Origin of the sequence: Ilumatobacter nonamiensis YM16-303 (assembly GCF_000350145.1) — a bacterium.
GTDB classification, from domain to species: domain Bacteria; phylum Actinomycetota; class Acidimicrobiia; order Acidimicrobiales; family Ilumatobacteraceae; genus Ilumatobacter_A; species Ilumatobacter_A nonamiensis.
The window spans coordinates 1-15,066 of the sequence record NZ_BAOL01000069.1 but is presented as its reverse complement, the minus strand read 5'-3'; the positions used below and the strand labels follow the sequence as shown (position 1 = coordinate 15,066).

Genomic DNA, 15,066 nt, shown 5'->3' with positions numbered 1-15,066 from the left:
CGCGCCACGTCGAGACGACGTGCCATCTCCACGACCGGCAGGTTCGGTGCGGAACGCAGCAGTCCGATCAGTCGCGCATCGAGGTCATCGATGGTCATATCGGCCACTTCTGCATCTCTCCACGCCGACAGACTAGGCATTCCGCGCAATCATCAGCTGGGCGCTTGTGCATTCCTCTGTCGAGCGCGACGATGCCAACAACGTCGATCAGCACTCGGAGGAACACCATGACCACACTCGACACGACCACGACCGCCCCGGCGTCGCGTCTGCGCGGATGGGATTCGCTCGAGTTCTACGTCGGCAACGCCCGCGCCACCGCCGGCTTCCTGACCGCTGCGTTCGGCTTCCGCGTCACCGCGTACGCAGGTCCGGAAACCGGCCGCGACGACGTTGCGTCGTACCTCCTCGAGCAGGGCGACATCCGCTTCGTCGTGACCGCCGGGCTCACGCCGTCGTCGCCGATCTGGAGCCATGTGCGTGAGCACGGCGACGGCGCCCAGGATCTCGCATTCGTGGTGGACGACGCCGAGGCAACGTACGAGGCCGCGATCGCGCGGGGCGCCACGTCGGCGCGCGAACCGTACGAACTGACCGACGGGCACGGCACGTTGCGCCTCGCCGCGATCGGAACCTACGGCGAGACCAAACACACCTTCGTCGATCGCAGTGACTACGACGGCTACTACTGCCCAGGGTTCGTGACCACCGGACTGCCACCGGAACCGCAGGGCGAAGCGGTCGGTCTGGCCCACATCGATCACGTGGTGGGCAACGTCGAGACGGGGAAACTCGACGAGTGGGTCGCGTTCTACGAGGACGTCATGGGCTTCCGCCAGCTGCGCCACTTCGACGAGAACCAGATCGCCACCGAGTACAGCGCCCTCCGGTCGACCGTCGTCACCAACGACGCCGGCGTGACGATGCCGCTGAACGAGCCGGCGGAAGGGTTGAAGCGGAGCCAGATCCAGGAATACCTCGACACGTATCGGGGACCGGGCGTCCAGCACATCGCGCTCGGGACCACGGACATCGTGCAGGCGATCAGTGGCCTGCGGTCCCGCGGCGTGCGGTTCCTCGAAGCGAACGACGCGTACTACCGCGACGTTCGGGACCGGCTCGGATTCCTCGACATCCCGTGGGACGCGCTCGAGCGGCTCGGCATTCTCGTCGACCACGAGGAGGACGAGGGCTACTTGTTGCAGCTCTTCACCGAGCCGATCACCGACCGGCCGACGGTCTTCATCGAGATCATTCAGCGGGGTGGCGCGACCGGCTTCGGCGAGGGAAACTTCAAGGCGTTGTTCGAGTCGATCGAGAAGGAACAGGAGAGGCGGGGGAACCTGTGATCCCGGCCGGCTCGGAAGCGGACGCTTCGAGGGCCTGCTGCGTCGACGTCCCGAGCGGGTCGCCGTTCCCGCTGCACAACCTGCCGTTCGGAGTCGGACGCCGCCGAGACGAATCGGTGGGTGCGTTCGTCGCGATCGGCGACCAGGCGCTCGACATCGCTGCGGCCAGCCGGTTCTTCGTCGGCACGGTTGCTGCCGATGGCCTGCTCGACGATGCGCAGACGTTGAACCAGTTCGCGGCGCTCGGTCGAGGAGCTCACCGCGAGGTCCGCTCGCGCGTGACCGAGCTCCTCACCGACGACTCCATCGCCGACGACCTCCAACCATGTCTCGTGCCGGTCACCGACCTCACGATGCTGCTCCCGGTCGCGGTCGGCGACTACGTCGACTTCTACTCATCGCTGCACCACGCGACGAACCTCGGTCGGCTGTTCCGTCCCGACGGTGACCCGCTCCTCCCCAACTGGCGTCACCTCCCGGTCGGATACCACGGCCGTTCCGGCACCATCGTCGCCGACCACACCACGATCTCGCGCCCGCACGGTCTCCGCACGTGTTCGTCGGCGACCGGCACCGATGAACATCTTCCGGTGGACGGTCCTTCGGAGCAACTCGACATCGAGTTGGAGGTCGGATTCGTGGTCGGCGCGCCGTCGGAGGCGACGAGACGCGTCGCGACCGCGGTCGCCGAGGAGCATCTGTTCGGGGTGTGTCTGGTCAACGACTGGTCGGCGCGCGACATCCAGTCGTACGAGTACCAACCGCTCGGGCCGTTCCTCGGCAAGAGCTTCGCCACGTCGATGTCTCCGTGGGTCGTGACGCTCGACGCGCTCGAACCGTTCCGCGTGGACCCGCCGACGCAGGACCCGGCGGTCAGCGACCACCTGTGCACCTCCGGGCCGACCGGCTTCGATCTCCACCTCGAAGTGCTCCTGCAGTCCGCGGCGATGTGCGACGGTGGGATCGACCCGGTCGTGATCAGTGCGGCCGGGTTCGCCGACATGTACTGGACTCCCGCTCAACAGATCGCCCACATGACATCCAACGGCGCGCACCTCCGAGCCGGCGATCTGTTCGCTTCCGGCACCGTGTCCGGACCCGACCGCGGCTCGGAAGGCAGTCTGATCGAACTGACCGCTCGTGGAGAACGACCGCTCGAACTTCCCGACGGGACGACGCGCTCGTTCCTCGAGGACGGCGACTGCGTCACGTTGCGCGGCTGGGCCGGAGCGGACACGGCCACGCGCATCGGCCTCGGGTCGGTGACCGGAACGATCGCGGGCAGGCCCGTCTCCCACGCCAACGAGGAGGACCACTGATGGCTCACTACCGACGCATGGGCAACGTCCCACCGAAGCGACACACCCACCACCACGATGAATCCGGACATCGGTACGCGGAGGAGCTGATGGGCCAGGAGGGGTTCTCGGCGAACTCGTCGCTGCTCTATCACCGCAACTCGCCATCGGCTCTGGCCGACATCGAGGCGTTGGACGATCCGTCGGGTTCATCGATCGCCACTGCTGATCGTCCGCTGACCCCGCGTCACATCCGGACCGGATCCGTGACGAGCAGTGCACTCCCCGATCTGGTCGACGGCCGCCGAACGCTCTTGACCAACGACGACGTCGAGGTCGCGTGGGCCGTGGCCACCAACGACAGTGGCCTCTACCGCAACGCCGTCGGCGACGAGTTGGTGTTCATCCACGAAGGTCGCGGAACGCTGGAATCGGTTTTCGGTCGACTCGACGTCGGCTCGGGCGACTACGTCGTGGTCCCCGCGGCGACGACACATCGCTGGGTGGTCACCGACGGTCCGATTCGTGCGTTGATCATCGCCAGCCGCGGACACATCGCTCCGCCGGCGAAGTACCTGTCCCGGTACGGACAGCTGCTCGAACACGCTCCGTACTGCGAACGAGACCTGCGCGGTCCGACCGAACTGATCGAGAACGACACCGAGGACGTCCCCGTGTTGGTGCGCAATCGGGGCGGGTGGTCACGCCACATCCATCGCCACCATCCGTTCGACGTCGTGGGTTGGGACGGCTGCGTCTATCCCCATGCGCTGAACATCGCCGACTTCGAACCGATCGTCGGCAGCATCCACCAGCCTCCGCCGGTGCACCAGACGTTCGAACTGCCCGGCGCCGTCATCTGCTCGTTCGTCCCGCGTTTGTTCGACTTCCACCCTGACGCGGTGAAGGTTCCGTACCACCACGCGAACACCGATTCCGACGAGGTGCTGTTCTACGCGGCCGGCAACTTCATGAGCCGCGCCGGTTCGGGCATCGACGTCGGGTCGATCTCGTACCACCCCGCCGGGTTCATCCACGGACCACAACCCGGCAGCATCGAAGGGAGCCTCGACAAGACGCGCACCGAGGAGACTGCGGTGATGCTCGACACCTTCGCTCCGCTGCGCATCACCGACGCGGCGCGGGAGGCATCCGATCCGGACTACCCGTTCACCTGGGCACGCTGAGGCGGGAAGCCAGCGACGCGTCGGACGCCTCGGCGAAGAACCCACCGACCACGTCGAGCACGTGCGCGAGGGACTCCCCGGCGAAGAGCGTCGGCTGATACACGTCGATGTCGTATCCGATGGTTCCCATCGCGTCGAGGTCGAGCGGTCGAATCTCGGCGTTGTCACCGAACCACTCGAGTTCACCCGGTGAGCTCAGCAGACCCGCTCCATAGGCCTTCACCGCGGGAGCGTGTCCGTTCGCCAGTCCCACGACGCCGAACTCGGCGGAGAACCAGAAGACGTCGTAGAGGAACTGTCGCTCCGCCTCACCCTGCACCCGCCCGATCGCCTCGCCGGCGAGGCGGTGCAGCTCGGCGATCTCGGGCGACGCCAGACAGTTGGCGTGACCCATCACCTCGTGGATGACGTCGGGCTCGGGGGTGTAGAGCGGCGCCCCCTCCCAGCGCACGTACTGCGTCGACGAGAACAGACCACGGGCAAGTCCACCGAAGAACTCCTCGCTCGGGACCAGCCCGGCGACGGCGCGGTAGCCGAACCCGGTCAGCGGACTTAGAGCGGCGTCGACGTCGCGCAGTTGCGGGACTCGATCCTTCGGCAGGTCGAGGCGGTCCCGCCCGACCAACACGTCGGTCGCGGCGTACCGATCCCACAGTGGGGTGAGCGTCGAACAGACCGTTGCCCACACCTCGTGCTCGGTGTCCGTGTACTCGATCTCGGTGGCCGGACGATCCAAGCCGGCAGCCTGCGCGGCGATGTGGCGGCGTCGCTCCCAGTAGCTCTCGGGCGGCTCGATGGCGGTCGCGGCTGTGGATCCGGACATGTCTCCACCATGTCACTTTTCTCCCAGGCGTGCGCCAGAATCTCCCGAGAGCAGACGAACCGTTCTCCGATGTCCGATTCGATGTACGTTCGTACGATGACGACTCTCGACGACGTCGACCGCCAGATGATCGATCTGTTGCGTGCGAACGGTCGGATGTCGGCTCCGATGCTCGCGGAACGGCTGTCGATCGGTCGGGCCACGGCGTACAGCCGCCTCGACCGGCTCACCGACAGCGGGGCGATCACCGGTTTCTCGGCGCACATCGATCCCGCGGCAGTCGGCATGGCTGTGTCCGCCCTCGTCCTGGTGAATGTCCGTCAGGGTCTCTGGCGCGATCTACGAGACCGCCTCCGTGCGCTCCCCGGAGTCGAGTGGCTGGGCGTGGCCACCGGACGTTTCGACTTCGTGCTCCTCGTGCGTGGCGACTCGCTCGAACACCTCCGCGACGTGGCGCTCCACGACCTCCAGCACCTCGACGGGGTCCGGTCCGCCGAGACCATCGTCCTGCTCGACGAGATCGACCAGCGCGACCGGCCGCTCTGGGACCACGAGCACTGACCGGGAGCGGTTCAGTCGAGCGAACGCTTGTAGCTCAGATTGAGCTTCGTGCGGAACGCGATGATGTCGCCGTCCTCGATCAGCACGTCCATCTCCACGACTTCGGCGACGCGCAGATCCTGGTACGAGCGCGCGGCCTCGCGGACAGCGTTGCGCGCCGCGTCCTCCCACGAGTCACTGCTCGAGCCGATCAGTTCGACCACTCGGTAGACACTTGCTTCCGTCATCTCGTTCTCCTCCTGATTGATTCGGTTCGTCGGTTCGTCCATCGGCTCAGTCGTCTGCCGGTCGAAACTTGGTCGAGAGCGCGAGTGCCGTCTCGAACTCGATCTCCCCGGCGGACGTCACCCGGCACCGGAAGCCGCTGATCTCGCCGACCCGGGCGTCGTCGTAGTGCGTACAGCCGTCGACGACGGCGCGCTCAGCGGCATCACGCCAACTCGACCCGCGTCCGATGTGGCGGGTGACCCGGTAGACGCTCTCGCTGCCACCGCGGATGAGCGGAGGCTCGTCGGACGCGAAATCGGGCGCACGCTCCTGATCGGTCATCGCGGCGATCGATGCCATCACGTCGTCGAGCATCTGCTGGCGCCGCTTCCGGCTCCCTCCATACCGGTAGTTCCCCGGATGGATCGGCTCGCCGAAACGGATCGTGACGGGCTGCTGGAAGGGCTTCGGAACCGCCGATCCGATCGGCTGGACGTGCTCGGTCCCGATGATGCCGACGGGCACGATCGGCGCGTCGGTCATCACGGCGAGGTGGGCGACTCCGGAGTGACCGCGGTGGAGGTAGCCGTCGCGCGAACGCGTTCCCTCCGGGTAGATGCCGACGAGTCGGCCGTCCTCGAGCAGTGAGGCGGCCGTGTGGAGCGCGGCCATCGACGCGCGTTTCACATCGCGCTTGATCGGCACCATTCCGATCGCCGGGAAGAGGTACTTGGTGGCGCGGCTGTCCATGTATTCGGCCTTGCCGAGGAACACGACCGGGCGCGGTGTCATCGCCATCACCAATGGAGAATCGAAGAACGAGCGATGGTTCGGGCTGATGATCGCCGGACCGTCTGTCGGGATGTTGTCGAACCCCTCGACGCGAGCCCGATAGAGCGTTCGCAGGATCGGGCGAGCGATGACCCGGGCCGGTCGGGACAGCGTGCCGACGCGCGGCTCATCGTCGGTCCCCACGGCACGCGCACGAAGCGCCTGCAACCGTGCCCCCGGATGCGTTTCGATCACCCAGTCTCGCAGATCGCCCGTGCGACCGGGTCCATGTCCGCGTTCGTGAGCGCAGGCAGTTCCGGCGGGTTTTCGGTGGGCGTGGATTTTCTCGCGGATCGTGTCGATTTCGGGTTCCGCCGTTCGACCTAGTGTCACCAACCACCACCAGGAGGAACCACCATGAAGTACGCATGTCTGCTCTACGGCGACGAGTCGGACCCCGTCGCCACCCCCGAGCCGGGATCCGACGCCTTCAACTCGATGATGGCCGGCTACGTGGCATTCGGCGAGGAGTTCGACTCGAAGATCCAGGCCGGCGAGCCGCTCGAGCCCGTCTCGACCGCCACCTGCGTCCGCGTCCGTGACGGCGACACGATGACCACCGACGGACCGTTCGCGGAGACGAAGGAGCAGCTCGGCGGCTTCTACGTCATCGACGCCGACGATCTCGACGAGGCGATCGCCATCGCGTCGAAGATCCCCCACGCAACGCTCGGCACGGTCGAGGTTCGGCCCGTTCCGAACTTCGAGGACTTTGACTGACGACGTCGCACCGGACTCCGCGCAGATCGCCGACATCGTCCGCGACGAGTGGGCGCCAGTGGTGGCGACCCTCGTTGCACGATTCGGCGATCTGGGCGCGGCCGAGGACGCTGCCCAGGATGCGACCGAACAGGCGCTGATCGACTGGCCTCGATCCGGGTTTCCACGCGATCCGCGTGCCTGGCTCATCGTCGTCGCTCGCCGGCGCCTGATCGATCGGATGCGGCGCAACGTCGTCGGGCGCGAGAAGACGCAGCTCGCAGCACGTCTCGACACCGCGATCCGCGACATGGACGACGACCTCGAGGCTGGGCACGACACCTCGCTCATGCGTGACGATCAGCTGCGGCTGATCTTCGCGTGTTGCCATCCGGCGCTGTCCCGCGAGGCGCAGGTTGCGTTGACCCTGCGCTCGGTCGGTGGTCTCAGCACGGCCCAGATCGCCACCGCGTTCCTGGTTCCCGAACCCACCGTGGCCCAACGGCTGGTCCGCGCGAAGAAGAAGATCGAAGCCGCGGCGATCCCGTTCAAGATCCCGCCCGACGCCGAACTGCTCGCGCGAACCGATCTCGTGCGGACGGTGCTGTACCTGATCTTCAACGAGGGCTACGACGCGTCGAGCGGACCCGCGCAGATGCGGAACGAACTCTGCGACGAGGCAATCCGGCTGGCGGGACTCCTGGCAGACCTGACTCCGGACGACCCCGAGTCACTCGGACTCCTCGCGTTGTTCCTGCTGATCCACTCGCGACGCGATGCCCGCGTCGACGAGACGGGACTGGTGCTGCTCGACGACCAGGACCGGACGCAGTGGGATCGAGCGATGATCGAGCGGGGGGTCGAGTCACTCGATCGAGCGTTGCGCCTGGATCGGCCCGGTCCGATCCAGGTTCAGGCCGCGATCAATGCGCTGCACGCCGAGGCGACCAGTTCGGCCGATACGGATTGGACGCAGATCGTGTTGCTCTATCGACGTCTTCTCGACCTGGCGCCGTCTCCGGTGGTCGAACTCAATCACGCCGTCGCCGTGGCGATGGCCGACGGCGCGGTCAGCGGACTCGCGCTGCTCGACGACCCCGCGCTCGCGACCAGCCTGGACGGCTACTCGCATTTCCACGCTGCTCGCGCTCAGCTGCTGGCAGACGTCGGCGACCACGCCGGGGCGCGGTCCGCGTACGAACGAGCGCTCGAGACCGTCCGCAACGACATGGAACGAGACTTCCTGTCGCGCCGCCTCGCCGACCTGTCACCACCCATCCGCGCGACACCTTGACCGAAATTCCGGCGGATCGTGACGGCTGCTGTCACGACCCGCCAGGATTTGGTGCAGTACGACGTGTCGGCCCATCGCGTGCGCACGGCGAGACCGTCCTCGTCGCTCACCTCCGTGGCCGGAGGCCTCGATGCGTACGGTGGCCGGATGGAGTACGTGAAGTTCGGTCGAACCGGAATGCGGGTGTCACAGCTGTGTCTCGGCACGATGACGTTCGGAACCCAGTGCGAGGAGGCGGCCTCGTTCGACATCTCGACACGGCCTTCGACGCCGGGATCACGTTCGTCGACACGGCCGACATGTATCCCAACGGCCACGACGGTGAACTCGCCGGGCTGACGGAGGAGATCATCGGCCGTTGGATGACGGCGCGCTCGCGGCGCGAGGACGTCATCCTGGCGAGCAAGTTCTGGGCGCCGATGGGACCCAACCCGTGGAACCGCGGGGCGAGTCGCAAACACATCGTCGGTGCGCTCGACGCGTCGCTCCGGCGTCTCCAGACCGACTACCTCGACCTGTACCAGATCCACTTCTTCGACAGCGACACCGCGATCGACGAGACGCTGCGCGCACTCGACGACATGGTCCGCGCGGGCAAGGTCCGCTACATCGGGTGCTCGAACTTCGCGGCGTGGCAGCTCGCGAAAGCGGTCGGGCGTAGCGAGATGCTCGGGATCTCGCGGTACGAATCGGTGCAGCCGCGCTACAGCCTGCTGCACCGCGACATCGAGCGGGAGTTACTGCAGCTGTGCCGACACGACGACATCGCCGTGATGGTCTACAACCCGCTCGCCGGCGGGTTGCGCACCGGCAAACATCGGCCCGAGAGCGGTCCGACCGAAGGGACGCGCTTCACGCTCGGCTCCGCCGCTCAGCGCTACCAGGAGCGCTACTGGGCGGACGACAAGTTCGCCGCGGTCGACGCGATGCGACCGCTCGCCGACGCCGCCGGGATCTCCCTCGCGCAGATGGCCGTCGGGTGGGTCCTCGCGAACCCGGACGTGACCGTCCCGATCGTGGGCGCGAGCTCGCCCGCGCAGCTCGCCGACACGGTCGCTGCCGCCGAGACACCGATCGACGCCGAGCTCAAGGCCCAGCTCGACGAGCTCACGCGGGGCTACCGCGCGGTCGACGCCGCCCGCTGATCGACGTCGCTCCCGCGAGACGTCAGCTCGCGGCCAGCGCCGCCAACTGCGCGGACACGTCGGTGTCGATCGGCGGTCCGCCGTGCCCGAACGCCGCGATCGTCGGCTCCAGTGCGGCGAGTTTCGCGACCGACTCCTGCGCCACCTCGAGGTCGGACGAGTACCGCGGATCGGCACCGGTCAGCTGACCATCGTCACCGTTGAGGGCGTCGCCGGCAACCAGGATTCCGGTCTCGACGTCGAACAGCGAGATCGAGCCACTCGTGTGGCCCGGCGTGTTGATGACGCCCATCCCGAGCACTTCATCACCGTCACCGACAGCGGTCAGCTCGGCGGACGACTGGACCCGATCCAGATCGGCTTCGCCCGCGTACACCGTCGCGCCGGACACCTCCGCGAGCAGATCGGAGAGACCGCCGACGTGGTCGCGATGGCGATGGGTCAAGACGATGTGGCGGACGTCGGCCCACGACGTACCGAGCATTCCGAGTCCGTCGGCGATCGCCGCGTTGCTGTCCGAGGTCCCGGTGTCGACCACGGCAGCTTCGCGGCCCCGGAGGAGGACGTAGGCTGACACTCCACCGAGCGGCACGTGCTGCAGCTGCAGACCTGACTCCGACGACGGCGACGCGGAGCCCGACGTCGAGCTCGGTCCGGAGCCGGCGGTGCTTGCTCGCCCGACACGTCACCGTCGGAACCGGCGCACGCGCCCAGGAGCGCGATCCCGAGTCCTGCGGCGCCGAACTCGGTCAGGACCGCACGTCGAGACAGACGCCTCGACCGGAGTGGTTGTACGACCACACCCGAAGAGTAGGCGTCCTCTCGGCCCAAGGTTCGTCGCGCTGCGATCGGAACCGCGCCCGACGCTCGGTCGGCCGGGAGATCCACTCGACGGAACCTCCGAACGGTTAGCTTGCGGGCGAGTTCACCATCAACGGAGGCACGGCAGTGAGCTACGAGCCGGCGACATCCGCTCCCGCGGACGACGGCACCGACGACGATCGCGCTGCGCCCACCGCCGAGCACTCCGTCACCACTGAACACGTGCGCGGAGTGCCCCGCGTGTGCTCGATCCTCGGCGGGACGTTCCTCGTGGTCAGCGGCATGTTCCCGTGGTTCACGGCCGGAGCGATCGCGTCCGATCCGCTGCGCGGGCGGGCGCTGATCGCGCTCGTCGTCGGTCTCGTGATGGTGGGCGTCGGCGTCGCCGCGCGTCGCTCACCGACGATCTGGCAGGCCACCACGGCGGCCGCAACGTTGATCGGCGCGGGTCTGGTCGTCTCGACAGCGGCGCCGCCGAACGAGCTCTCGCCGTCGCTGGGCGCCGGGTCGTGTCTGGTCGGGACGCTGCTCACGGGTGCAGCTCTGTTCGCCGCTCGCTGGCGCCATCGCTGGACCCCACCGGACGACACACCGCATCCGAACGCAGACGACGCCCGGCCGACCTGGCGCACCGTGGTGAGCGGACTCGGAATCGTCGCCGCGCTCGTCGTCGTCATCGTCATCATCTGGCCGGCGCCGACGCCGCGGCTGCGATCTCAGTCGTCACCCACGAGCACTCACGCCGAGGCGGTCGCGAGGTTCGGCGAGGTCACCGGCGACGAAGCCGAACTCGACGTGTTCGAACCGTGTGAATCGCAACTACTCACACATGGCGAGCGCACCGAGGTCGCGGTCGTGCTGTTCCACGGGCTGACGAACTGTCCGCGCCAGTTCGTCGAGTTCGGAACGATGCTGTTCGACGCCGGAGCGAACGTTCTGATCATGCGTGCACCCGACCACGGAATCGCGAACGCCGCCGGCACCGAGATCGGCGGGGTCGGCAACGTGAGCGATCTCACCGCCGAGAAGCTCCGCGACTACGCGGACGACTCGGTCGACATCGCGCAGGGACTCGGCGAGGAGGTGCGCGTCCTCGGTCTCTCGATGGGTGGCGTGATCGCCGCGTGGACCGCTCAGGAGCGCGATGACGTCGATCGCGTCGTCGCGGTCGCTCCGGCGATGACGATCCCTGGCGTCCCGGCGTCGTTGACGCGGGTGTTCCGGAACGTGTTCGACAAGCTCCCGAACGTCTCGCTCCCGAGCGCGGGAACCGCTCTCGACCACGGCTACGACGGTGAGACCACGAAGGGGTTGGACGCCACGTTCGGGCTTGCGGCGTCGGTGGCCCGCGAGGCATATCGAAGTTCACCGGCTGCCGGTGAGGTGATCGTCGTGCTGAATCCCGACGACGATCAGGTCGACCCTGATCACGTCTCGCGGTTCGCAAACGCGTGGGCGGCGGGTGGGGGCCCGGTCAGCCTGTACCGGATGCCCAAGGTGGGCCTCCCGCACGACATGATCGACGTCGCCCAGCCGGCGGGCGACCCAGACCTCGTCTATCCGATCCTGATCGATCTGCTCGACGGCACCTCGCCCGCCGACCCGACCTGACTCAGATCACTCGATGCGCAGGCCGGAAATCGCCCGGCTGATGACCAGCTGCTGGATCTGCTCGGTGCCTTCGAAGATGTCGTGGATCTTCGCGTCACGGTGCCAGCGCTCGACCGGGTACTCACGCGTGTAGCCGTAGCCACCGAGGATCTGGATCGCGCGCTCGGTCACCCAGGTCGCGGTGCGAGCAGCCTTGAGCTTGGCCATCGAGCCTTCGGCGTTCTGGAACTGACCGTTCTTGCCGAGCCAGGCGGCACGGTAGATGAGGCCACGGGAGGCTTCGATCTCGGTCGCCATGTCGGCGAGCATGAACGCGATCGCCTGGTTCTTGATGATCGGGCGACCGAACGCCTCACGCTCCTTGGCGTACTCGAGCGAGTACTCGAACGCGGCGCGGGCGACACCGAGCGCCTGGGCGCCGACGGCGGGCCGGGTGGCCTCGAAGGTCTGCATCGCGGCCTGCGCGTTGCCCTTCTCACCACGACGGACCCGGGCGAGGCGCTCGTCGAGCTTCTCCTTGCCACCGAGCAGGCAACGACCCGGAACGCGCACGTCCTCGAGGACGACCTCGGCGGTGTGGCTGGCACGGATGCCGTGCTTCTTGTACTTCTGGCCCTGGCTCAGACCCTTCGTCCCGGGCGGAACGACGAACGAGGCGTGACCCTTCGAGCCGAGCTCCTGGTCGACGACGGCGACCACGACGTGGATGTCGGCGATGCCACCGTTGGTGATCCACGCCTTGGTGCCGTTCAGCACCCACTCGTCGGTCTTCTCGTCGTACTTCGCCGAGGTGCGATAGCCGTTGACGTCGGATCCGGCGTCGGGCTCGGAGGCGCAGAACGCTCCCAGGGCGAGTTCACCCTTCTCGTTCGAGTAGCACTGCGGCACCCATTCCATGAGCTGCTCGGAGGTCGCCGACGAGGCGATTCCCGCGGCAGCGAGGCCGGTACCCATGATCGCCATGCCGAGACCGGCGTCGCCCCAGAACATCTCCTCGATCGCAATCGGCATCGAGAGGCCGGTCGGGTCGTTGAACATCGTCTCGGCCATGAACTCCCAGCCGTAGAGGCCGATCGACCGCGCCTCTTCGACGATCGGATACGGGAACTCTTCGCGCTCGTCCCACTCCTCGGCGTTGGGTCGCATCACGTCTTCGGCGAAGCCGTGAACCCACTTCTGGAGGGTCAGCTGATCTTCATTGAGGGCCATCGAGAAATCGCTCATACCACCAAGTTACCCGCTGGTAACCCCGCCGTCTACCCGTCGGTAACTTCGAGCGCGAACCGTCATGAAGGTGATCGGCTCGGGCCGAGCAGGCAAGTCGACGACGACGGCGATTCAGCGGCGGACGGTGGTGCCGTCGGCGGTGGTCTCGACGGTCCAGCCGTCGGCCTGGAGCGCGGCGCGGATCGCGTCGGCCGCCGCGTAGTCCTTGTCGGCCCGCGCCCGGTCGAGTGCCGCCGCCTGCGCGGACACGTCGTCGGGGACGTCGTCGGCGCCCGTCGACAAGTCGAGACCGACCGCGCCGCAGATCTCGAGCACGGCCGCGACGAGTGGTCCGGCCTCATCGCTGCCGGCGTCGATCGCCGTGTTCGCCGCACGCACGGTGTCGAACACGATCGACATCGCCTTCGGTGTGTCGAGATCGTTCTCCATCGCCGCCCGGAACTGCTCGCGCACGCCGGGATCGGACTCGGCGGCGGGCACGTTCGCCGCGCGGGCCGCGAACGCGTCCAGGCCGGCAAGCGAGGCAACGGCCTGGTCGATTGCCGCCTGACCCAGTCGGACCGGACTGCGATAATGCGATTGGAGCAGCACGATGCGGTAGGCCCGCGGGTCGTAGTGCTCGATCAGGTCGAGCAGGTTCGACACGTTGCCGATCGACTTGGACATCTTCTCGCCCTCGGCGTCGACCACGAATCCGTTGTGCATCCAGTGGTTCGCGAACGTCTTGCCGAGCGCGACGGCTTGAGCACGCTCGTTCTCGTGGTGCGGGAATCGCAGGTCCTGACCACCGCAGTGGAGGTCGAAACCCTCCCCCAGCAGGTCGAGACTCATCACGACGCACTCGCTGTGCCAGCCCGGTCGGCCGTCGCCCCATGGTGACGGCCACGCCGGTTCATCGGGCTTCGAGAACTTCCACAACACGAAGTCGGCCGGATGTCGCTTCTGCTCTGCGCCGAACACCTCGCGATCGCCGCCTCCGGCGCGCATGTCGTCCAGCGTCTGGAACGCCAGCAGGCCGTAGTCATCGACCGACTCGACGTCCATGTACACCCCGTCGTCGGTGAGGTACGCGGAGTCCTGGTCGACCAGTTGGCCGATCATCTCGACCATCTCCTCGACGTACTCGGTCGCATGCGGAATGTCGGTCGGCCGCTGGACCCCGATGCCGTCCATCGCCTGGAACCACATCGCCTCGCACTTGGTGGTGATGTCCTGCCAGGGGCGGTCTTCGCGTTGGGCGCGGTTGATGATGTGATCGTCGATGTCGGTGATGTTCGACGCCAGGCGAACTTCGAGCCCGATCCACTCGAGGTAGCGGCGCAGGATGTCATAGCTCAGCGTCGCTCGACCGTGGCCGAGGTGGGCGGGTCCGTAGACCGTCGGGCCACACAGGTAGATGCTGACCTTGCCCGGCTCACGCAGAGCCAGTTCACGCACGGAGCGGGTCGCGGTGTCATACAGGTGCAGCACGGCGTCGATCCTACGACCTGCGCCTTCACGTCGCCCGGGCCGATTCCCCCCGACGACGCCTGCGACCCTCAGTGACGACCTCGCCGCGATTCGTAGGTTTCACCTCTTCACAAACGGGCACCCTGATGTTACATTCACGTTACGGAAGTAACCCGATCGAAAGGACAGAGTCATGTCAGACCAGACCCCGCACACCGACCGGAAGTCCGAGACCTTCACCGGGCATCAGGTCGTCGATCCGGAAGGACACTCGCTCGGTGAAGTGTCCGACGTCATCTACGACGACGCGTCGAACGAACCGACGTGGATGGTGGTGAACCCCGGCTTGATCCGGGCGCAGCACTACGCACCCATCGAGGGTTCGTACACGACCGAGGACGGCCGCGTCGTCGTTCCGTTCGACAAGCAGTGGCTGAAGAAGGCCCCCAAGGCCTCCGGCAGCCACGTCTTGGACGGCGAGACCATCCAGGAACTCGAACGCCACTACGAGACGTCGGCGCACTGACCGACCCCCTCTCCGGTGAGATGTGAGACCACCCGTC

At 67.1% G+C, this 15,066-nt stretch carries 14 protein-coding genes and 1 pseudogene; 9 read left to right on the top strand and 6 right to left on the bottom strand.

Annotated features, from left to right (window positions below):
• The first annotated feature begins 227 nt into the window (after positions 1 to 227).
• The 3 genes from hppD to ON45_RS08240 are packed head-to-tail and all read left to right on the top strand — an operon-like array spanning position 228 to position 3,834.
• Positions 228 to 1,349 carry a 4-hydroxyphenylpyruvate dioxygenase gene (gene hppD / locus ON45_RS08250; protein WP_051062730.1) on the top strand — a complete coding sequence of 374 codons (1,122 nt, stop codon included), beginning with the start codon at positions 228 to 230 and terminating at the stop codon, positions 1,347 to 1,349.
• Complete coding sequence (gene fahA / locus ON45_RS08245; RefSeq protein WP_051062729.1) at positions 1,346 to 2,668, top strand: fumarylacetoacetase; 1,323 nt, start codon at positions 1,346 to 1,348, stop codon at positions 2,666 to 2,668. Before hppD ends, fahA begins: the two co-directional genes overlap by 4 nt.
• The gene (locus ON45_RS08240) at positions 2,668 to 3,834 is read left to right on the top strand and encodes a homogentisate 1,2-dioxygenase (RefSeq protein WP_040493168.1); all 1,167 of its coding nucleotides are present in this window, start codon (positions 2,668 to 2,670) and stop codon (positions 3,832 to 3,834) included. The genes fahA and ON45_RS08240 overlap by 1 nt, the downstream gene beginning before the upstream one ends.
• On the opposite strand, the gene ON45_RS08235 is transcribed toward ON45_RS08240, so the two are convergent.
• Positions 3,818 to 4,657: a phenylalanine 4-monooxygenase gene (locus ON45_RS08235; protein ID WP_051062728.1), complete on the bottom strand. Its 840-nt coding sequence runs from the start codon at positions 4,655 to 4,657 to the stop codon at positions 3,818 to 3,820. The genes ON45_RS08240 and ON45_RS08235 overlap by 17 nt on opposite strands.
• A gap of 96 nt (positions 4,658 to 4,753) precedes the next feature.
• On the opposite strand from ON45_RS08235, the gene ON45_RS08230 reads away from it, so the two are divergent.
• Entirely contained in the window at positions 4,754 to 5,218 is a 465-nt protein-coding gene (locus ON45_RS08230) for an Lrp/AsnC family transcriptional regulator (protein ID WP_085946520.1), read from the top strand.
• An 11-nt stretch (positions 5,219 to 5,229) separates the two neighbouring features.
• Here ON45_RS08230 and ON45_RS08225 read toward each other — a convergent pair whose 3' ends face one another.
• Together ON45_RS08225 and ON45_RS08220 are read right to left on the bottom strand one after the other, a co-directional pair.
• Complete coding sequence (locus ON45_RS08225) at positions 5,230 to 5,445, bottom strand: dodecin family protein (RefSeq protein ID WP_040493173.1); 216 nt, start codon at positions 5,443 to 5,445, stop codon at positions 5,230 to 5,232.
• A gap of 46 nt (positions 5,446 to 5,491) precedes the next feature.
• On the bottom strand, positions 5,492 to 6,400 hold the full coding sequence (locus ON45_RS08220; RefSeq protein WP_158412287.1) for a lysophospholipid acyltransferase family protein: 909 nt from the start codon (positions 6,398 to 6,400) through the stop codon (positions 5,492 to 5,494).
• 213 nt (positions 6,401 to 6,613) lie between these two features.
• Between ON45_RS08220 and ON45_RS08215 the strand changes: the two genes are divergently transcribed.
• The 3 genes and pseudogenes from ON45_RS08215 (at position 6,614) to ON45_RS08205 (ending at position 9,394) form a co-directional block, all read left to right on the top strand.
• Positions 6,614 to 6,976, top strand: coding sequence for a YciI family protein (locus ON45_RS08215; RefSeq protein WP_040493167.1), 363 nt, complete (start codon positions 6,614 to 6,616; stop codon positions 6,974 to 6,976).
• Positions 6,969 to 8,249: an RNA polymerase sigma factor gene (locus tag ON45_RS08210; protein ID WP_040493166.1), complete on the top strand. Its 1,281-nt coding sequence runs from the start codon at positions 6,969 to 6,971 to the stop codon at positions 8,247 to 8,249. Before ON45_RS08215 ends, ON45_RS08210 begins: the two co-directional genes overlap by 8 nt.
• Positions 8,250 to 8,396: 147 nt before the next feature.
• A pseudogene (locus ON45_RS08205) lies at positions 8,397 to 9,394 on the top strand (aldo/keto reductase).
• Between the two features lie 22 nt (positions 9,395 to 9,416).
• On the opposite strand, the gene ON45_RS08200 reads toward ON45_RS08205, so the two are convergent.
• On the bottom strand, positions 9,417 to 9,971 hold the full coding sequence (locus ON45_RS08200) for an MBL fold metallo-hydrolase (protein ID WP_158412285.1): 555 nt from the start codon (positions 9,969 to 9,971) through the stop codon (positions 9,417 to 9,419).
• Positions 9,972 to 10,342: 371 nt separating this feature from the next.
• Between ON45_RS08200 and ON45_RS21265 the strand changes: the two genes are divergently transcribed.
• The gene (locus ON45_RS21265) at positions 10,343 to 11,827 is read left to right on the top strand and encodes an alpha/beta hydrolase (RefSeq protein ID WP_051062725.1); all 1,485 of its coding nucleotides are present in this window, start codon (positions 10,343 to 10,345) and stop codon (positions 11,825 to 11,827) included.
• A gap of 6 nt (positions 11,828 to 11,833) precedes the next feature.
• Here the strand turns inward: ON45_RS21265 and ON45_RS08185 are convergent, their stop codons facing one another.
• Together ON45_RS08185 and cysS are read right to left on the bottom strand one after the other, a co-directional pair.
• Entirely contained in the window at positions 11,834 to 13,051 is a 1,218-nt protein-coding gene (locus ON45_RS08185) for an acyl-CoA dehydrogenase family protein (RefSeq protein ID WP_040493163.1), read from the bottom strand.
• A gap of 114 nt (positions 13,052 to 13,165) precedes the next feature.
• On the bottom strand, positions 13,166 to 14,524 hold the full coding sequence (gene cysS / locus ON45_RS08180) for a cysteine--tRNA ligase (protein ID WP_040493162.1): 1,359 nt from the start codon (positions 14,522 to 14,524) through the stop codon (positions 13,166 to 13,168).
• A gap of 172 nt (positions 14,525 to 14,696) precedes the next feature.
• On the opposite strand from cysS, the gene ON45_RS08175 reads away from it, so the two are divergent.
• Complete coding sequence (locus tag ON45_RS08175) at positions 14,697 to 15,029, top strand: PRC-barrel domain-containing protein (RefSeq protein ID WP_051062724.1); 333 nt, start codon at positions 14,697 to 14,699, stop codon at positions 15,027 to 15,029.
• Positions 15,030 to 15,066 lie beyond the last annotated feature (37 nt).